Raw genomic sequence first — 18,734 nt, 5'->3', positions numbered from 1 at the left:
ATGGAATAAGAGAGCTTCTATTAGCTTGTTTAGCTAAACAAGCAGCAATAGTTATTATATTCGCCCTGAAAAATGTTAATTTTTTTTACATATATCAAATAATTTGTTCAATTTGTCAAGTTTACTTTAACGCAAGCCATTCAAAAACATTTGAGTAATTTGAGGGCCATATTTTATCAAATTCTCAGTATTAATCGCTTGACTTTTCAATCCCTCCGTAAAAATATGCATTAACATCAGTAAAACCTCATCAGAATATGCGGGATTAATTTTTCCTTCTTTACGCCCTTTTTGAAACATTCTTAAAACCAATCTATCACTTGTTTCTTGTGCATCCTTATTAAAAAAAGTCGGATCGCTTGCAAATTGCTGCATCACATTATGAAAAAACATGGATGTCATACTTTGGATTTTTTTTATTTTATATTGCGTGAGTTCCATATATGTTTGCTCAAATGATAAATCACTTTCAATCAAACGTTCATATTCTTCTAGGACAGAGGCAAATGAATTATGAATCGTGGTATTAATTAAATTATCTTTTGTATTGTAATAATTAAATAATGTTACTTTACTAACAGCGGCACTATTATTGTTTTTTGTTCATCATTTAGTGCATGGTCAATCTGATGATAGATGGCACGATATAATTTATTTTGAACATCATTTGCTGCATCTTTTAAGGTATTATAGACGGGTAATTCGTATTGTAGTCTTATTAATTCTGCAATTGCAGCATTGACTAAGTCGGCCGGATCAGATTAAAATCTGATGGGCTTCATGATTAAACGGTCGTAGCTGAAGATAATCTCATGTAAATATCAATCCCCGCTCATTACAGTTCTTGTGAAAAACAAATAAGAGTATGAATCATCTATGTAAGCAAAATAATAGTAATGAATTCAGGCTAATTATATAATTTTCGTATATTCTTAGAAATAGGAAGGTTGTTTAGAAATGCAATTACAATTAAAAGACAAACTTGTATTAGTCACAGGATCAACAGCAGGAATTGGAAAAGCAACAGCAAAAGCTTTTTTAGAAGAAGGAGCTCATGTGATTGTTAATGGAAGATCTCAAGAGAAAGTAGAAGCCGTTGTGGAAGAACTATCTTCTCTTGGAACTGTTCACGGCCTTCACGCTGATTTATCAACAGCGGAAGAAAGTAAAGAACTTATCGAAAAAGTAAACAAAATCGGTGCGCTTGACGTACTTGTTAACAATTTAGGCTTTTTTGAAGTAAAAGAGTTTGAAGATGTGACAGATGAAGAATGGACAGAATACTTTGAAGTAAACGTAATGAGCGCTATTCGTCTTTGCCGAGCTTTTTTATCTGGAATGTTAGAGCGAAACAGCGGACGTATTTTGAATCTTTCAAGTGAAGCAGGAGTCAAACCTCTTCCACAAATGATTCCATATTCTTTAACAAAAACAGCATTAATTAGCTTATCAAGAGGATTAGCTGAGCGAACAAAAGGAACGAACGTTACCGTTAACTCTGTGCTCCCTGGTCCAACATGGACAGAAGGTGTTGCAAACTATATGAAGGGAGCAGCAGAAGCTGCTGGACAAGACCTTGATACGTTTGTAAAAGATTATTTTAAAGTCAATGAACCAACATCTCTTACACAGCGCTATGCAACACCAGAAGAAGTAGCAAGTGTTATTGTGTTTCTCTCTTCAGAAAAAGCAGCGGCTATTAATGGAGCGGCACAGCGAGTTGAAGGCGGGATTATTCGTTCGTTATAGGGAGAGAGACAGTGAGGTACTATGTGATGGAAGAAGATGAGTTTGATTCTCCTTCCTCTGAAGAAATGATTTATGTGTTTGAGCATGAAAGAAAAAACACATGGGGAGAGATTCGATCTCTAGAAGATTTTGCGACAAAGTGTTTGTTCATTGAATCAAGAGATCATTATATGTATCAAAAAAATGCTGTAGAAGATATGGATGTAGTTGAACTAGAAGGAAAGCTGAGAGAAGAATTATCATTACAAGAAGTCACTTACGATGAATGGTTGCAATTAAAAGAGGAGTTTTCAGAACAAATTAAACCGTTTATTTTTCCAGATAATATCGTAAGACGTGCTTATGCATATGAACCAGATTGGAATGATCGTTTCTTTGTAGCAGAAACAGAGGAAAAGTACTTTGGGCTATATTGGTGTACAACGGCTTAAATCATAAAAGCAAATATATATTAGACTGTTCGTAAAGTTTGTACGACAACTTACGAGCAGTCTTTTTTTGTGTTTTTTCAGAAAATAATAAAAATAGATTGTTTTCTTTTTTTAGCTATGCTAGTATTTAAATTGTAAAAATCATATATAGAATTACGAATCACATATGTGATTTAAAGGAGTGCTTTATGTCAGTTAAGTCAGCAGAACGTGTATTAAGGGTTTTTGAACTATTAGCTCGTTATCCAGAAGGGCTAACAGTAAAAGAAATTAGTAGCTCACTAGCTTTTCCGCAGAGTAGTACATTTAACCTCGTTACAACGCTGCATGAGGAAGGCTATGTAAATCAAGATCAGCTAAAAAGATATAAGCTTGGGCCAAAACTAATTCAAATTGGAACTGCGGCAATGGATTCTTTAGATATTTCGGCTGAAGGAAAACCCTATTTAAAGAAGCTTATGGAAGATGTACAGGAAACGGTGTTTATGGCTTTATTGTCGGATGGAGAGCTCATCTATGTAGTGAAAATCGATAATAATCGCTCTATTCGTACAACTGCTCAGCTTGGAAAGAGAAAACCACTATACTGTACAGGGTTAGGAAAAGCATTTCTAGCATTTTTACCGTTAGAACGAAGAAAAGAGCTACTTCAAGGAATGGAGCTTGTTCCGATTACGGATTCTACGATTACAAACAAAGAAATGTTAGAGCAAAATTTAGATTCTTTTGTGGAAAGTGGTTACTCCATTGATGATGAAGAAAATGAAGAAGGGCTATTTTGTCTAGCAGCTCCTGTTTATGGAGCAAGCGGCATAATGGAAGCGGCCATTAGTGTCGCAGGACCAAAAGAAAGAATGCTAAAACATAAGAACATGATTGTAGAGAAGCTTCTTTCTACATCAAAGAAAATATCGGGGATTGCTGGATATACAGGAGAGAAAGAATAAAAAGGAGGGGTATGATGGATGTGATTAGTTTGGGGGAGACAATGGTATTGTTCAACCCCCATTCAACGGGAAAAATGAGATACTGTCAAGATTTCTCCACAAAAGTAGCGGGAGCAGAAAGCAACACATTAATTGGTCTTTCTAAGCTTGGTTACCAAACAGGCTGGATTAGTCGAGTTGGAAAAGATGAGCTAGGAGCTCGAATTTTATCTACTCTTAGGGGGGAGGGAGTCGATGTAAGCTTTGTCATACGTGATGAAGAAGCCCCAACAGGTTTGTTTCTCAAAGAAAAAACAAATGAGAGACAGACAAAAGTATTTTATTACCGAAAAGGATCTGCTGCGAGCTTTATGAGCGAGAGAGACATTAATGAGGAATACCTCTCTAGCGCAAAATACTTGTATATTACAGGTATTACACCTGCTTTAAGTTCATCCTGTTATGAGAGCGTTTTCTATTCTATTAAAATAGCAAAAAAGCATGGATTAAAAGTCGTATTTGATCCAAACTTGCGCAAAACGCTTTGGGGAGAACATGAGGCCCGAGAAACATTGATTGATGTAGCAAAAGAGGCCGATATTATCCTACCTGGTATTAGTGAAGGAGAATTTTTATTTGGGGAACAGACTCCGGAAAAAATTTGTTCTCAATTTCATCAACTTGGAGTTGAAACAGTAGTTGTAAAACTAGGAGAAAAAGGAGCTTATTATTCTAGCGTAGAGGAGGCTTCTTATATAGAAGGTTATCCTGTTCATAAAGTAGTAGATCCAATCGGAGCTGGTGATGGATTTGCGGCGGGTTTTCTATCAGGACTCCTTGATCATGTTCCTCTACAAGAAGCTGTTAAAAGAGGATGTGCCATTGGGTCTATTGTGGTAACTGTTGAAGGAGACATTGAAGGATTACCAGATAAAGAGGAACTATATCATTTTATGAATACGGTTACAAGTGAAGATGTTACAAGATAAAAAGGAGTGTAGAAGATGAATTTACTTTCCCATATTTTAGAACATAAAATTGTGGCGATTGTCCGCGGTGCCGAATCAAAAGATGTTGTCCAAATTGCTTCAGCTTTACATGAAGGCGGAATAAAAAATATTGAAATTACGCTTAACAGCCCAAACGCACTTGAAGCTATTGAGAAAGTAGCAAAAGAGTTTAAAGGAGAAATGCTTGTTGGAGCAGGAACTGTACTAGATCCAGAGACAGCTAGAGCAGCTATCTTAGCTGGAGCTCAATTCATATTGGCTCCTACTGTAAATATTGAAACTATTAAAATGACAAAGAGATATGGAGCAATAAGTATTCCAGGAGCATTTTCACCAACGGAAATCTTAACCGCTTATGAAAAAGGAGCCGATATTGTAAAGGTATTCCCAGCAAGTATTGGAGCTCAATATATTAAAGATATCCGAGGACCGCTTCCACACATTCCACTGCTGCCTACTGGGGGTGTTAACTTAGGTAACATTGGGGAGTTTCATGCGGCAGGTGCAGTAGGGTTTGGGATTGGTAGTTCCCTTGTCAATACAAAAAGAGAAATAAACGCTAGTTATTTAAAAGAGCTAACAATAAAAGCTCGTCAATATGTAGAAGCTGTACACTCAAAACAAAAGGAGAATGTTTAATATGAAAATTACAAGTTATGAACTCTTTCAAGTACCACCACGCTGGTTATTTTTAAAAATTGAAACAGATGAAGGAATTGTTGGTTGGGGAGAACCGGTTATTGAAGGAAAGGCAGCGACAGTTGGAGCAGCTGTACATGAATTAATGGAATATCTTATTGGCAAAGATCCATTGAATATTGAAGATCATTGGAATGTTATGTATCGAGGTGGATTTTACAGAGGTGGTCCCATTTTAATGAGCGCCATTGCAGGAATTGACCAAGCGTTATGGGATATTAAAGGGAAATATTATAATGCTCCTGTTTATGAGTTACTAGGTGGTAAGGCGAGAGAATCCATTAAAGTATATTCATGGATTGGGGGAGATCGTCCATCAGATGTTGGAGAAGCCGCTAAACATGTCGTTGAAAAAGGATTTACAGCCGTGAAGATGAATGGAACAGAAGAACTGCAATATGTTGATTCATATGAAAAAATTGATGCTGTAGTAGAAAGAATTGCAGCTGTAAGAGAAGCTGTAGGCCCTTATGTTGGCATCGGCATTGATTTCCATGGACGTGTCCACAAACCAATGGCAAAAATTTTAGCAAAAGAGCTTGAAGTTTATCGCCCAATGTTCATTGAGGAACCTGTTTTACCTGAAAATAATGAAGCATTGCGGGAAATTGCTCATGCTACAGCGATTCCAATTGCCACAGGTGAAAGAATGTTTTCCAAATGGGACTTTAAAAAGCTTCTTACAGACGGATATGTTGATATTATTCAACCTGATCTTTCTCATGCAGGAGGAATTACGGAAGGTAAAAAGATTTTATCAATGGCAGAAGCATTCGATGTTGCGGCAGCTCCTCATTGTCCATTAGGACCTATTGCATTAGCCTCTTGTCTCCAAGTAGATGCGACGTGTCATAACGCATTTATTCAAGAACAAAGTTTAGGCATTCACTATAACCAAGGAAGTGACTTGTTAGACTACATCGTTGATAACAAAGTATTCAAATATGAAGACGGATATGTGAAAATTCCAGATGGTTCTGGTTTAGGGATTGAAATCAATGAAGAACATGTACGAAAGATGGCAAGTGTTGGGCACAATTGGAGAAATCCAGTATGGAGACATAGGGATGGTTCTGTTGTGGAATGGTAAAAACTAGAATTTGTCTAGTTATGTAACGAAATTTGCAATAAGGGGATGACGGTGTGAAGGGGTACAGTGAGAAACCAACTCGGGTAAGATTTAAAGTTTTAGCCTTTATTTTCGTAAGCGTTGTCATAAATTATATGGATCGAAGCAACATCTCTGTAGCCGCAACGGCCATCGGAAAAGATTTAGAATTAACATCTGTTCAGCTTGGTCTTATCTTTTCTGCTTTTGGATGGGCATATGCTGCTCTTCAAATTCCAGGAGGCGTGATGGTTGACCGGTTTGGTGCTCGGCTTACATATGCATTCAGTCTTATTACATGGTCACTTGTTACATTACTCCAAGGGTTTACAAAAGGATTTGTTGGACTCTTTGGTTTGCGGCTTGCAACAGGGGCATTTGAAGCCCCTGCTTTTCCGACAAATAATAAAGTTGTGACAAGCTGGTTTCCAAATCAGGAAAGAGCATCTGCCATCGCGTTTTATACATCTGGTCAGTTTGCAGGGCTCGCCTTTTTAACTCCTGCTCTTGTTACAATTCAACACTTTTTAGGATGGAGAGGGCTATTTATTACAACAGGAGCTATCGGTATCTTATGGGGGATTATTTGGTATATTTTCTACCGGGATCCGGCGAAACATAAAAAAGTAAATAAAGCAGAGCTAGATTATATTAAAGAAGGCGGAGGACTTGTTACACAGGTTAATGAAAAGGAAGAAAAAGCAAAGTTTGAGTGGGGAAATTTAAAAGAAGTGTTTGTTCACCGTAAATTATGGGGGATTTATTTAGGTCAGTTTGCTGTAAACTCTACGCTTTGGTTTTTCTTAACGTGGTTTCCAACATATCTTGTTGAGTACCGCGGACTAGACTTCTTAAAATCAGGGTTCTTAGCTTCTGCTCCGTTCTTAGCGGCTTTTGTCGGGGTTTTATTATCTGGTTTTCTTTCTGACTTTTTAGTAAAAAAAGGAGTTTCTCTAGGCATTGCCCGAAAAACGCCCATTATTGTTGGATTGCTCTTATCAACTTCCATTGTAGGCGCCAATTATGTAAATAATACTTCTCTTATTATTATGTTTATGGCCATTGCCTTTTTTGGAAATGGTTTAGCATCTATTACGTGGGTATTTGTTTCAACACTTGCTCCTAAACATCTTGTCGGATTAACAGGAGGCGTGTTTAACTTTATTGGCGGATTAGCCTCTATTGTTGTTCCGATTGTGATTGGGTTTCTAGCTCAAGGTGGCAGTTTTGCTCCTGCACTCGTCTTTATAGCTATTGTAGCTTTACTTGGTGCTTTATCGTATATTTTCCTCGTTGGGAAAGTGGAAAGAATTAAAGTAACTCAAAAACCCGACTCAAATCTTCCAATGTAGAAAACAAGCAGTGATAAGGGATAAACCCTATATCTTTCGAGTCAATGAAAGATATAGGGTTTTATGGTATAATAAGGATAAAATAGCGGTCTTCGCATTGTGAACAAAAATGAAAGGAAGTGATTTCACATGCGCGACTTCATTACGTCTAAAAAGTTTTTACCCGTCTATTTTATCGTCGGTTTTTTATCAGCGCTGTTGTTTAAAAGTCTAGGATGCTCACCCCTACAAATTGCACTTCAAAGCTTTCCTTGTTTTTTCATCGGAGTTGTATTTTCTCTTCAGCATTTTGTTTGGAAAGATCCTAACTTTTTTAATAAAGGATCCAAATGACGAAGACCATACTTATCCTGATCACTCAGTTATTAAGCTAAACCTTACAATAAAAAAACCTCTATTATTTAGAGGTTTTTTCTATTATATAAGGTTAGTATTCTTATAAAAAAGGAGGGGGACAAGTGAAGAAACCTTGGTACTTAAAAACTGGATGGTTTTTTGTGTTTTGTATATTAACGCCACCAATTGGCTATTTAATCATTCTCACAAACCTTAAGAAATTTGACAATAAAGATAAAAAACAGTTTGAGCAGAAAACTTTTTATTTAGCGATTGCAACGATCGCAATGGCTTTTTGGGTACTTAAATTTACACCACCTATCGTGCAAGAGGTTGTATTATGCGGATTGCTTGCTATTTTTATTGGTCGAAAATTAAAACGAATGTTTAAAAAATAAGAAAAACCTATATTCATTTTTAGAATGTAGGTTTTTTTGAGGGAGGCATGAAGTTTAGTTACCTATATTCCTCTTTTTTCTATATACAACAGAGGCACCTTTATGTAAAATAAAAACAGGTCTATTATACTGTTGTTTTTGTTTGCTATAACAGACAAAAGAAAAGAGGGAAGGTTATGCCATTAGTATCTTTTTTGCTGTATATTTTTGTTACGAGTTTTACCCCAGGGCCGAACAATATTATGGCAATGGCTTTTGCAAACAAGTATGGACTAAAGAGAACGCTCAAATTCTGTTTTGGAGTGAGTGCGGGTTTCCTTATTATTATGCTTTTATCAAGTTACTTCAATTTGATGCTCAAAAGCGTTGTGCCAAAAATTGAATTGATTATGACAATTGTAGGGGCTTTGTACATGATCTATCTTGCCATTAAGATTATGAAAAGCAAAGATAGTAGTAATAATGGGGGAAACGAGAAAGAAAATAGCTTTTTTATGGGGATGGTTTTGCAGTTTATTAATCCAAAAGGGATTCTTTATGGAATTACGGCTATTGCTACCTTTATTCTTCCGTATCATTCCTCACATGGGAGTTTAATTCTTTACTCGATTATTTTAGCATTTGTTGGTTTTTTAAGTACCTTTTGTTGGAGTTTATGTGGTAGTGTTTTTCAGAAATTTCTATCAAAATACTACCGTCAGTTTAATATTGTAATGGGATTATTATTGATTTATAGTGCGGTATCTATTGTAGTACACTAAGAGTTATACATATTTTAGATAAGCTCTAAACAATCGTTTTAAGTTTATCTACTATAAAAATATTATGTTAACTAAAAGAACTGCAAAAACAAGCGAAAGGAGCGGTAAAATGAAAAAAGAAAAGCTATTTTATGAACGAGGAACAGAGGAGTTACAAAAGAAAAATAGGCGGGCACATAAACTTGTTCAGCAGTTTAATCGTGCTCATGTTGAAGATGAGAAACAAAGAGAAGAAGCGATTCGTGAGCTATTTGGAAGTGCAGGGGAAAACGTGAGTATAGAGCATAATTTTCATTGTGATTTAGGCTACAATATTCATGTTGGAGATCATTTTTATGCAGGATACAACTGTACGATTTTAGATATGGCAGAAATCATCATTGGTGACAACTGTATGATTGGACCTGATGTTGGAATTTACACCGCTGGACATAATATTGCACCAAAAGGACGAAATAAAACAGGATATGCAATGCCAATTCGGATTGGAAATGACGTATGGATTGGGGGAAGTTGCGTTATTTTAGGAGGGGTAACAATTGGTGATCACTCTATTGTTGCTGCTGGATCTGTTGTAACAAAAGATGTTCCTCCTAATGTAATTGTAGCTGGTAACCCGGCAAAAGTTATAAAAACAATTGAAGAGGAAGAGTAAAGGGGGGGAGAGCCTTCTATTCTTGCTCACAAAAAAGCAGGCTGACCTTTAGTCAGCCTGCTTTTTTTGTAGGACAAGTCATATGGACAACGTACTTTGGTAACTGTTATTTTTCTACTTTAACACAATTTAACTAGAATCATTTCTTCGAATCTTAACCGTTATTTCAAGATTTGTAATTCCTTCGATTTCAGGCTTTGTTAACGATAAAAGGGACGTTTCAATTCTGTGTTGGTTCATAACTTGGTTTTGTTTATCAAACTCTTGCAGCCATTTTTGCACCTCTTTGAAATACTGTGCTTCTGTAAAGTTATGACTTCCTGTTACTAAAGAATCAGGAGATTCCCCCTGTTCCTTTAACATCATTTTTCCTTCCCTTATAAAGGACTCCTCTCATAAATTTGAATTGATTTATACCTATTTCCCATGGTTTAGTCCAGCTTCTCATTGACAAAAGTATTTTTCATCCTGTACATTAATAGACGTAGTGTTTAGTAATGTACATCGTGTGTAAATCATACTTTAATGGTACAGCACAATTTGAATAGAGGTCAATAAACAGTAAAAGCGGAACCGTTCATAACAATACATAGGAAATTGTTTTGTCTACAAAGTGCCAGAAGTTATACAAGGAGGTAGAAAATGTCTAAAAAACCCAAAGTAGATCCGCGCATAAGACGCACAAGTAAATATTTACGAAAAGCGTTTATCGAGCTTTTAAAGGAGAAAGATGTAGGGGCTATTACGATTCAAGAAATTACAGAAAGAGCAGATTTGACCCGTGGAACCTTTTATCTTCATTATCAAGATAAGCAAGATTTTTTGTTTCAAAGCATGCGTGAAATGTTGGAAAATCTTATAGAAGAAGTAAAGGCTCCAAAAGAAGAGAACCAGCAAATCTCTTTCGTCCGGCTTTTTGAATTTATTCACGAGCATGCGGACTATTTTAAGGTGATGCTGAGTGACCGAGGGATTCCACAGTTTCGAAGCTATATGACGAAGATTGTTCAAGATAAAGTGTATGGAGAATTAATTTCTTCTATTGGCGAAGCAGAGGAAGAGCTTGAAGTTCCAAAAGACATTTTAATTAGCTATATTGCTTCTGCTCATATTGGCGTTATTAGTTCTTGGTTAGAAAATGATATGAAATTCAGCCCGCTATATATGGCAAATCAATTAACTCGTTTAACGCTTCTTGGACCAATTAGAGTTGCTGGATTAGAGGATAAAATAAAGCTTCTACACTGAAGCTTTATTTTTGTTCCCTACATTTGTGAACGAATGAACAAATAATAAACATAGAAAGGAAAAGTGTAATGAAAATAGAAAGACACTGGGGAATTTCACTATTAGCTATTTTAGCGGTTGGCCCTGGCCTTATGTTAAACAGTGCGCTTACCCCACTTCAAGGGTTGCTTCAAAAAACGTTGGACTCTTCTTCTTATCCATCGATTATACCTATCCTGACAGGAACAATTGCTTTTGCCCTGTTTGTTCCTTTAGGTCCTTTTTTACGTCATAAGTGGGGAGATAAAACAACGTATATAACATCAGCCTGTATTTCGCTGTTAGGTGTATTATTAAGCTTAATTTCAACAAAATTTATCGTATTTGAAGCAGGGAGAGTGTTACAGGGCATGGGAGCAGGTATGGCTCTCATGATGATGCTTCCTATGCTTGTTCTTGCTTTTCCTATTAGTCGCCGTAATTTGGCCCTACTCATTCTTATCGGCGGGTTTTATGGTTCAAGTATGATCGGTGTTTGTTTCGGAACGCTTGTTAGTCATACAGGGCATTGGAAAGAAATCTTTTATGTAGCTGTAGTCTGTTCTATCCTCGCTATCCTGTTAGGATATACGCTCCTTTCAAATGAAGGGACTCGACATGCAAAAGAGAAAGCACATTTTGACTGGATGGGTTTTGTTTGGGCAGGAATTTTCGCTTTATTAACATCTTTTACAGTTCTTAGCTTACAAAAATGGGGTGGATCATCGCTTTACGTATGGATTGGATTAGGTGGCAGTGTTCTTTCTTTTCTTTTTCTATTTATTACGGAATATAGCACTACAAAGCCGCTTCTTTCATTTAAACTCATTTTGCACAAAAAACCGCTTCTAGCCATCTTAGTCGTTATAACAGGATATATAGCAATGACGTTAAGCTTAGCTTCACTACAAGGCATCTTAAAAACTGTCAATGCGCTCCCAAATAAAGAAATGGTCATTGTTTATCTATGCCTGCTTGTTGGAGTAGCCGTTGCCGCCATTTTAAGCTGTTTACTTTATGATAAATTAGGTCCTGGAATTCTAGGAATGGTAGGGGCTCTCCTTATTATTGGTGTAAACTTAACGTGGATGTATGCCGGGGATCATGAACCGTATACGTTCTTTGCCATCAGCTTCTTTGTACTGATTTTAGGCGTTGGCTTTACGATTGCTTCAGGGCTTATGGGGGCTGCTTTAGGCGGACCATTGCCAGATTTAGTGCCACGTATGGCGACTGTTCAATTTTTACGCATGATTGCATATGCCGCGATTCCGGTTATAAGTAATTATATATTAAACAGATTCTCTGAACATCACTTAACAAATGGAAGTTCACAAGATGTAAGTGAACAAAGCGTTGAAAAATCGCAATTATTAGCTTATCATGACTTATTTTTTTCTTCTTTTAGTGCAAGTTTAGTATTGTTATGTTTTTCGTTTCTTATGGCATTAACAGGGAAAGGACATAAGTTAGCTCATAAACCACATCATGGGCAAAATGAAGAGCGTAAAGGGAAGTCACAGGTAGATGAAGAGGTTGTGCAACCCACTCAGCCCGCTCTACTTCATACAAAAGATGCTGTAATTCCTGATCATGATTATCGAAAAGCACTTCAGAAATTTAAACAGCTTAAACAGACTCAAACAAATGATGATGTTTTTAGAGAAGCATTGAAAAAATTTAGAGAAAAGTAGAATGATATCCGGAAAATAAACAAACGCAACTTTGTTTATTTTCCGGTTTTTATATACAAGAGAAAATGTAAGGATAAAACCTGTTATTCGGAATAAAAGATTTTGAAGATGAATACATATATAACCATAAAATAAAAAAATGAAAGCGCTTTATAGAAGAGGGTACAAATGAATAATACGATTCTCAATCAAACAGTGATTCCATCTGTACGAAATTTAAAACATTTAGACTTAGCTTTAAAATCACCTTCTCCTTTTATCCTGTTATCTGAGACACATATCGGCAACCTACAGTTACTAACCAAAAGATGTCATGCAGTGAATAAAAAAGTACTTGTTCACCTTGACTTAATAGGGGGGTTAAGTAAAGACCAAATAGGATTAAAAATGCTTCGTGACTTATACAAAATAGATGGAGTCATTTCACCAAACGCTAATTTGTTAAAGCGGGTAAAAGATTTAGGGCTTATGAGTATTCAGCGTCTTTTTCTTCTTGATTCTCGTTCGCTTGAATCAGGCTTAAAGGCAATGGAAGAACGCCATTTAGATGCCCTTGAACTTTTGCCAGGTCCTTTTTCTCTTTATGTAATAGAGAAAGTGAGGAAGACTACGTCATTACCGCTTCTTGCAGGTGGGTTTATTTCCGAAGATCAGATGGTGAAAAAGCTGTTTGAAGGAGGCATCAAAGGAATTACAACAAGCGAGAAGCATTTATGGAAAACAAAATAGTATGCGAAGGGAGGCGATGATGAGAAACCCTACAAAGCTCTAGTATTAGCTAGAGCTTTGTAGGGTTTCTTTTTTTAATAAGGTAGGACAACATCTTCTAAGCTTCACTCTCATGATAAAGGAGGAAGATAAAATGAGTTTTATTAATGAAATTATTGAGTTAGGTCCAACGGTGATGATGCCGATTATTTTCTTTATTCTTTCCTTGATTTTTAGAGTAAAGATTGCCCAAGGCTTCAAAGCTGCCATGCTTGTTGGAATTGGATTTGTCGGGATTAATCTTGTCATTGGGCTTTTGCTCGATACATTAGGTCCTGCAGCAGAAGCGATGGTGCAGCGGTTTAATTTAAATTTAACTGTTGTTGATCCAGGATGGCCCGTTGGAGCAACGATTGGATGGGGAACGCCTATTGTTCCATTTGTCGTATTTGGAGCCATTATTTTAAATGTTGTTCTTCTGTTATTAAAACTTACGAAAACCGTAAATATCGATATTTTTAATTATTGGCATTTCATGCTAACAGGTGGCGTTGTGTACGCTGTGACAAATAGTATCGTAATCTCTGTTGTTAGTGCATTACTTCATTTTCTAATTGCCATCATTATAGCGGATTTAACAGCCAAAAGAATTCAAGAACAATACAATTTAAAAGGAGTTTCTTTTGCACATGCAACATCTGCGATCTATGTACCAATCGGAATTGCGATGAACTGGATAATAGAACGCATTCCTGGATTAAACAAAGTAAAAGCGTCCCCAGAAGAAATTACAAAGAGATATGGCGTAATGGGAGAACCGCTAACGCTTGGGACGATACTAGGTATTTTATTAGGACTTCTTGCAGGTCTTCCACTTGCAGATGTTGTGACACTCGGCATTAAAGTTGCTGCAGTTATGGTTCTACTTCCTGCAATGATTAATATACTTGTCCAAGGGCTTGAAATTGTTCGAGAAGCAGCAGAAGTCTTGTTGAAAAAGAAATTTCCAGATCGGGAGTTTTACATTGGACTTGATACCGCATTGCTTGTTGGAAATCCAGCTGTTTTAGCAACAGGGCTTTTACTTATTCCAGGTGCCCTTCTTTTGGCTATTATTTTACCAGGAAATAAAGTTCTTCCATTTGTTGATCTAGCTTCACTTGTCTTTCTTTTACCAATGGCAGCTCCTTTTTTAAAGAGAAACCTTGTCCGACTTTTCTTAACAGGAATGGTGATCGTGACATTTGTTCTTTATGCAGGAACGTCCATTTCTTCTTATTATACGAAAGCTGCCGAAATGGTAAATGTAACGCTTCCAGAGAACGTTCAGTCAGCAACAGGCTTATCGAACTTAGTTGGTGGAGCGACAACACCTCTTGGTTGGCTCATCATTGAAATTTCAAAGCTATTTTAACGAGAAGGGGGAAGTAAAGATGGGGAAGTATGTGCTAGGGATTGATAATGGGGGAACCGTAACAAAGGCAAGTCTCTTATCAATTGACGGAAAAGAGCTTGCTGTTGCTAGTCGAAAAACAGAGATGTATATGCCATATCCAGGACATACAGAAAGGGACTGTAAAGAATTATGGGAAGCAAATGTAGCTGTTATTCAAGAAATAATTCAAAAATCTAAAATAGATGGAGAAGAGATTATAAGTGTTGCAGCAACAGGACATGGAAATGGATTATATGTTGTGGATGAAAAAGGAGAAGCTGTTCGGAAGGGAATTATTTCAACAGACTCACGTGCAAAAGAGATTGTTGAATTTTGGAAACAGCAGGGAATAGAAGAGAGAATTTTGCCGAAAACAATGCAGTCGGTATGGCCAGGTCAACCAGCAGCTCTTTTAGCTTGGCTTCAAAAATATGAACCTACTACTCTTCATAAAACAAAGTGGATTTTTATGTGCAAAGACTATATTCGCTATCTTCTAACAGGTGAAGCATATGCCGAGATTACCGACATTTCTGGAACTAGTTTATTAAATAGCAGAGAGAAAAAATATGATGAAGGTCTTCTAAAAGAACTTGGGATTGAAAGCATATACGAAAAGCTGCCTCCCATTCTTTATTCCGGAGAAATTGGTGGATATATTACAAAAAAAGTAGCGCAATTAACAGGCTTAAAAGAAGGCACTCCTGTTGCGGGTGGGTTATTTGATATTGATGCAGCTGCTATTGCGACTGGTACAACAGACGAAGAAAAACTATGTATTGTAGCAGGAACGTGGAGTATTAATGAGTTTATTACAAAGAAACCAATTGTTGATAAAGATCTATTTATGACATCTCTTTTTTGCATACCAGGGTATTGGCTCACATTAGAAGGAAGTCCAACATCGGCAAGTAACTTAGAGTGGTACGTAAAAGAGTATTTCAATTCAGAACATGAAGAAGCAAAGAGAAAAGGGATTTCTGTTTATGATCTTTGTAACGAAATGGTAGAGAATATTGAACCCCACGAATCGAACATTCTCTTTTTTCCGTTTCTCTTTGGGTCAAATGTTCATAGGGATGCAAAAGCGTGTTTCTTTGGGTTTAATGGCTGGCATACAAAAGCACACATGCTTAGAGCTCTATATGAAGGGGTTGTTTTTGGACATAAAATTCATGTTGATAAGCTTATGGAATATAGAGAAAAGCCAAACGTTATCCGGATTGCTGGAGGAGCAACAAAGTCTGAGGTATGGATGCAAATGTTTGCCGATATTCTACAAACACCTGTTGAAGTTGTTGTAGGGACAGAACAAGGAACACTTGGAGCAGCCATTTGTGCAGCGGTAGCAGTAGGAGCATATCCTTCCTTTGAAGAAGGAGCAAAAGCAATGGTTCAAAAGGGAAGAACATATAAACCAAATGAAGCACTAAAAGGAATATACGAGGAGAAATATAACTATTTCACTTCAGTATTAGCTGCATTAGAACCGGTTTGGAAGCCTTAAAAGGAGGGGCAGAGCAATATGGATCTTTGTTTAAAAAGAAAAACGGCCGTTATAACGGGGAGTTCAAGAGGTGTTGGAAGAGAGATTGCACTCACCCTTGCTAAAGAAGGAGCAAATATCGTGCTTCATTACAATCGAAATGTTGAAAATGCAATCGAAATTGCAGATCTTATTAATCAAAATTACAGCAAATGCGTTGCTGTTCAAGCTGACTTGGCTCATGAAGAAGGATGCAAAAAAATCATTCAAAAAGGAAAAGAAGCTTTTGGAGAGCTTCATATTTTAGTAAATAATGCGGGAATATGGCCTAAAAGCTGGGTGAAAGATATGTCTCTTGCCGAGTGGGAAAACACGATGAAAGTGAATCTTACCGCTGTTTTCTTGACGTGCCAAAGCTTTGTAAATCATTTACTTGAAGAAGAGCGAACAGGGACTATTTTAAATTTAACGTCACAAGCAGCATTTCATGGTTCAACAACAGGGCATGCTCATTATGCAGCAAGTAAAGCAGGAGTTGTTTCTTTTACGGTTTCATTAGCACGGGAAGTCGCGAAAAATGGAATTAACGTAAATGCCCTTGCATTAGGAATTGTGGAAACAGATATGATTGGGGACGCACTACAAGAAAACAGAGACTATTATGTAAACCGGATTCCAATTGGAAGAGTAGCACAACCAGAGGAAATAGCTGAAATTGCGGCGTTTCTCGTTTCAAGAAAAGCCCGCTATATGACGGGAGCAACAGTTGATGCAACAGGCGGAATGTTAATGAGGTAAGGAGTGAAACTATGCTTGTTTCGTTAAAAGAAGTAGTAGAGGATGCAAGAGCCCAGCAGTATGCAGTGCCTGCTTTTGATTGTATAAATGATGTTATGGTTCAAACCATTCTTGACAAAGCTGAACAACAGCGTTCACCCGTTATTCTAATGTGTCTTGAGCATAACTTAAGAGAACGGAAAGGATTTGTATATTTAGCCGAGTATATTAAAGCTGTTGTGCCTTTTTATGATATACCGGTTGTGCTTCACCTTGATCATGCAATGGACGTAGAGTTAGTGGAAGAAGCGATAAAATTTGGTTTTTCTTCTGTTATGATTGATGGCTCAAGCCTTCCTTTTCAAGATAATATTGCTCTAACCAAAAGAGTGACAGATCTTTCTCATCCTAGAGGAATCAGTGTAGAAGCAGAGCTTGGGCATGTTGGAGGAGCAGAGCTTGGTGGGGATTATGGAAGCGACTCTAAACTAACAGAACCTTCCCAAGTGGAAGCATTTATTGAGAAAACAAATGTTGATGCTCTTGCTGTCTCTATTGGAACTTCTCATGGAGTGTATCAGGCAGAACCCTTTTTAAATATAGAAAGAACAAAAGAAATTAACAAAGTAAGCAAAGTACCACTTGTTCTTCACGGTGGTTCTGGTACACCTCCTGATCAGATTCAAAAAGCGATTGAAAACGGGATTAGTAAAGTGAACTTGTATGCAGACTGCCGTATTGCGATGACAAAAGGATTAAAAGAATCTGCAAAACAAATTAGGAGAATTGATCCTTTACCAGAAGATTTATTTGCCCCTGTGAAAGAGCATCTTGCTCATGTTGTTGAAGAAAAAATAATCTTGCTTCGTTCAAACAACCGAGTATAAAAGGAGTGAGGAAATTTGAAACTGCTTGCAATTGGAGACGCTCTTATTCCAGCAGACGTGATGGAAGAAGGCTTATCCTCCTTATCTCTTCATGGGATAGAAGTAGAAGTACGTGAGTGGAAACACGATTCTGTTGAGGCTCTTCAAAAAGATAACTTGCTTGTTGAAGGAAATGGCCCAGAAGCCATTACAGTCGAAAAAGAACTTTTTGACGGAATTGAAACATTTGATGCTATTGTTGTTCAGTTTACTCCTCTATCAAAAGAGATTCTTCAAAGAGGGAAGAAATTGAAACTCATTGGGGTATTAAGAGGGGGAACAGAGAATGTCGATCATATAGAAGCAAAAGCACTCGGTATTTCGGTCCTCAATACACCTGGCCGAAATGCTAGAGCAGTAGCGGAATTTACGTTAGGGATGATTCTATCTGAAGTGAGAAATATTGCTCGCTCCCACGAAGCTTTAAAAAAGGGGAAATGGGAAAAAGATTTTCCAAATGGTGAAGGAATTCCAGAACTTAATGAAAAGAAAGTTGGCATTATTGGCTACGGCAATATTGGAAGATTGCTTGGATCATACCTACATGCACTTGGATGTGAACTGTTAATCTATGATGAATATACAGATGACATTCCTTACTACAGTAAAAAAGTATCGCTAGATGAACTTCTCGAGCAGGCAGACATTGTATCTCTTCACCTCCGTCTCACAGAAGAAACGTATCATTTTATTGGTCAAAGAGAGATTGAGAAAATGAAAGAAACAGCAGTTTTAATTAATACAGCTCGTTCAGGACTTATCGATGAGGAAGCCCTTGTTCAAAGTTTACAAGAAAAAAAGATTATGGGAGCTGCATTAGACGTATTCGACCACGAACCACTTCCTTATGATGATAAGCTTCTACATCTTGAGAATGTTACGATTACGCCACACCTTGCAGGGAGTACAATTGATGCGTTTAGACAAAGTCCAAAAAAGATGGCGGAATATATAGTAGAGTGGATGAAAGCAAGATAAAAAAGACGGGGAGGCAGTAAGTGAATATACCCCTGTCAA

20 protein-coding genes are annotated in these 18,734 nt (G+C 37.1%); 18 read left to right on the top strand and 2 right to left on the bottom strand.

From position 1 onward, the window contains the following. Positions 1–126 precede the first annotated feature (126 nt). Positions 127–477, bottom strand: a complete 351-nt coding sequence (locus MOC86_RS04080; RefSeq protein WP_268582897.1) for a hypothetical protein — start codon at positions 475–477, stop codon at positions 127–129. A gap of 480 nt (positions 478–957) precedes the next feature. Between MOC86_RS04080 and MOC86_RS04075 the strand changes: the two genes are divergently transcribed. The 10 genes from MOC86_RS04075 (at position 958) to MOC86_RS04030 (ending at position 9,425) form a co-directional block, all read left to right on the top strand. Then, positions 958–1,749, top strand: a complete 792-nt coding sequence (locus MOC86_RS04075) for an SDR family NAD(P)-dependent oxidoreductase (RefSeq protein ID WP_268582896.1) — start codon at positions 958–960, stop codon at positions 1,747–1,749. An 11-nt stretch (positions 1,750–1,760) separates the two neighbouring features. Beyond that, on the top strand, positions 1,761–2,180 hold the full coding sequence (locus MOC86_RS04070; RefSeq protein ID WP_268582895.1) for a hypothetical protein: 420 nt from the start codon (positions 1,761–1,763) through the stop codon (positions 2,178–2,180). Between the two features lie 188 nt (positions 2,181–2,368). Continuing rightward, positions 2,369–3,127: an IclR family transcriptional regulator gene (locus tag MOC86_RS04065; protein WP_268582893.1), complete on the top strand. Its 759-nt coding sequence runs from the start codon at positions 2,369–2,371 to the stop codon at positions 3,125–3,127. 14 nt (positions 3,128–3,141) lie between these two features. Next, on the top strand, positions 3,142–4,095 hold the full coding sequence (locus MOC86_RS04060; protein WP_268582892.1) for a sugar kinase: 954 nt from the start codon (positions 3,142–3,144) through the stop codon (positions 4,093–4,095). A gap of 15 nt (positions 4,096–4,110) precedes the next feature. After that, positions 4,111–4,755 carry a bifunctional 4-hydroxy-2-oxoglutarate aldolase/2-dehydro-3-deoxy-phosphogluconate aldolase gene (locus MOC86_RS04055; protein ID WP_268582891.1) on the top strand — a complete coding sequence of 215 codons (645 nt, stop codon included), beginning with the start codon at positions 4,111–4,113 and terminating at the stop codon, positions 4,753–4,755. Position 4,756: 1 nt separating this feature from the next. After that, positions 4,757–5,905 carry a galactonate dehydratase gene (gene dgoD / locus MOC86_RS04050; RefSeq protein WP_268582890.1) on the top strand — a complete coding sequence of 383 codons (1,149 nt, stop codon included), beginning with the start codon at positions 4,757–4,759 and terminating at the stop codon, positions 5,903–5,905. A gap of 53 nt (positions 5,906–5,958) precedes the next feature. Further along, positions 5,959–7,275, top strand: coding sequence for an MFS transporter (locus tag MOC86_RS04045; RefSeq protein ID WP_268582889.1), 1,317 nt, complete (start codon positions 5,959–5,961; stop codon positions 7,273–7,275). Between the two features lie 458 nt (positions 7,276–7,733). Next, entirely contained in the window at positions 7,734–8,009 is a 276-nt protein-coding gene (locus MOC86_RS04040; protein WP_268582888.1) for a hypothetical protein, read from the top strand. Between the two features lie 176 nt (positions 8,010–8,185). After that, on the top strand, positions 8,186–8,770 hold the full coding sequence (locus MOC86_RS04035) for a LysE family transporter (RefSeq protein ID WP_268582887.1): 585 nt from the start codon (positions 8,186–8,188) through the stop codon (positions 8,768–8,770). Positions 8,771–8,879: 109 nt separating this feature from the next. Next, entirely contained in the window at positions 8,880–9,425 is a 546-nt protein-coding gene (locus MOC86_RS04030; protein WP_268582886.1) for a sugar O-acetyltransferase, read from the top strand. 129 nt (positions 9,426–9,554) lie between these two features. Here MOC86_RS04030 and MOC86_RS04025 read toward each other — a convergent pair whose 3' ends face one another. Next, complete coding sequence (locus MOC86_RS04025) at positions 9,555–9,788, bottom strand: hypothetical protein (protein WP_268582885.1); 234 nt, start codon at positions 9,786–9,788, stop codon at positions 9,555–9,557. A 279-nt stretch (positions 9,789–10,067) separates the two neighbouring features. Here MOC86_RS04025 and MOC86_RS04020 point away from each other — a divergent pair, with 279 nt between their 5' ends. From MOC86_RS04020 to MOC86_RS03985, 8 genes are all read left to right on the top strand, one after another. After that, complete coding sequence (locus MOC86_RS04020; protein ID WP_268582884.1) at positions 10,068–10,673, top strand: TetR/AcrR family transcriptional regulator; 606 nt, start codon at positions 10,068–10,070, stop codon at positions 10,671–10,673. 68 nt (positions 10,674–10,741) lie between these two features. Next, positions 10,742–12,385, top strand: a complete 1,644-nt coding sequence (locus MOC86_RS04015) for an MFS transporter (protein ID WP_268582883.1) — start codon at positions 10,742–10,744, stop codon at positions 12,383–12,385. 168 nt (positions 12,386–12,553) lie between these two features. After that, entirely contained in the window at positions 12,554–13,114 is a 561-nt protein-coding gene (locus tag MOC86_RS04010) for a glycerol-3-phosphate responsive antiterminator (protein WP_268582882.1), read from the top strand. A 133-nt stretch (positions 13,115–13,247) separates the two neighbouring features. After that, the gene (locus MOC86_RS04005; protein WP_268582881.1) at positions 13,248–14,507 is read left to right on the top strand and encodes a PTS transporter subunit IIC; all 1,260 of its coding nucleotides are present in this window, start codon (positions 13,248–13,250) and stop codon (positions 14,505–14,507) included. A gap of 19 nt (positions 14,508–14,526) precedes the next feature. Then, entirely contained in the window at positions 14,527–16,035 is a 1,509-nt protein-coding gene (locus MOC86_RS04000; RefSeq protein ID WP_268582880.1) for an FGGY-family carbohydrate kinase, read from the top strand. A gap of 18 nt (positions 16,036–16,053) precedes the next feature. Further along, the gene (locus MOC86_RS03995) at positions 16,054–16,812 is read left to right on the top strand and encodes an SDR family NAD(P)-dependent oxidoreductase (RefSeq protein WP_268582878.1); all 759 of its coding nucleotides are present in this window, start codon (positions 16,054–16,056) and stop codon (positions 16,810–16,812) included. Between the two features lie 11 nt (positions 16,813–16,823). Beyond that, positions 16,824–17,678: a class II fructose-bisphosphate aldolase gene (locus MOC86_RS03990; protein ID WP_268582877.1), complete on the top strand. Its 855-nt coding sequence runs from the start codon at positions 16,824–16,826 to the stop codon at positions 17,676–17,678. Between the two features lie 15 nt (positions 17,679–17,693). Further along, positions 17,694–18,695 (top strand): 2-hydroxyacid dehydrogenase, encoded by a 1,002-nt coding sequence (locus MOC86_RS03985; RefSeq protein WP_268582875.1) that lies wholly within the window; start codon positions 17,694–17,696, stop codon positions 18,693–18,695. Positions 18,696–18,734 lie beyond the last annotated feature (39 nt).

This window comes from Priestia endophytica (assembly GCF_026790145.1).
Classification (GTDB): Bacteria; Bacillota; Bacilli; order Bacillales; family Bacillaceae_H; genus Bacillus_I; species Bacillus_I endophytica_A.
This window is presented reverse-complemented; position numbering and strand designations above follow the sequence as displayed.

Excerpts from the sequence above, each read along its gene's own strand:
- MOC86_RS04025 (WP_268582885.1), bottom strand. The coding sequence starts at position 9,788 with ATGTTAAAGGAACAGGGGGAATCTCCTGATTCTTTAGTAACAGGAAGT.
- MOC86_RS04035 (WP_268582887.1), top strand. The coding sequence starts at position 8,186 with ATGCCATTAGTATCTTTTTTGCTGTATATTTTTGTTACGAGTTTTACC.
- dgoD (WP_268582890.1), top strand. The coding sequence starts at position 4,757 with ATGAAAATTACAAGTTATGAACTCTTTCAAGTACCACCACGCTGGTTA.
- MOC86_RS04075 (WP_268582896.1), top strand. The coding sequence starts at position 958 with ATGCAATTACAATTAAAAGACAAACTTGTATTAGTCACAGGATCAACA.
- MOC86_RS04030 (WP_268582886.1), top strand. The coding sequence starts at position 8,880 with ATGAAAAAAGAAAAGCTATTTTATGAACGAGGAACAGAGGAGTTACAA.
- MOC86_RS04060 (WP_268582892.1), top strand. The coding sequence starts at position 3,142 with ATGGATGTGATTAGTTTGGGGGAGACAATGGTATTGTTCAACCCCCAT.
- MOC86_RS04020 (WP_268582884.1), top strand. The coding sequence starts at position 10,068 with ATGTCTAAAAAACCCAAAGTAGATCCGCGCATAAGACGCACAAGTAAA.
- MOC86_RS04055 (WP_268582891.1), top strand. The coding sequence starts at position 4,111 with ATGAATTTACTTTCCCATATTTTAGAACATAAAATTGTGGCGATTGTC.
- MOC86_RS03990 (WP_268582877.1), top strand. The coding sequence starts at position 16,824 with ATGCTTGTTTCGTTAAAAGAAGTAGTAGAGGATGCAAGAGCCCAGCAG.
- MOC86_RS04065 (WP_268582893.1), top strand. The coding sequence starts at position 2,369 with ATGTCAGTTAAGTCAGCAGAACGTGTATTAAGGGTTTTTGAACTATTA.
- MOC86_RS04005 (WP_268582881.1), top strand. The coding sequence starts at position 13,248 with ATGAGTTTTATTAATGAAATTATTGAGTTAGGTCCAACGGTGATGATG.
- MOC86_RS04015 (WP_268582883.1), top strand. The coding sequence starts at position 10,742 with ATGAAAATAGAAAGACACTGGGGAATTTCACTATTAGCTATTTTAGCG.
- MOC86_RS03995 (WP_268582878.1), top strand. The coding sequence starts at position 16,054 with ATGGATCTTTGTTTAAAAAGAAAAACGGCCGTTATAACGGGGAGTTCA.
- MOC86_RS04000 (WP_268582880.1), top strand. The coding sequence starts at position 14,527 with ATGGGGAAGTATGTGCTAGGGATTGATAATGGGGGAACCGTAACAAAG.
- MOC86_RS04010 (WP_268582882.1), top strand. The coding sequence starts at position 12,554 with ATGAATAATACGATTCTCAATCAAACAGTGATTCCATCTGTACGAAAT.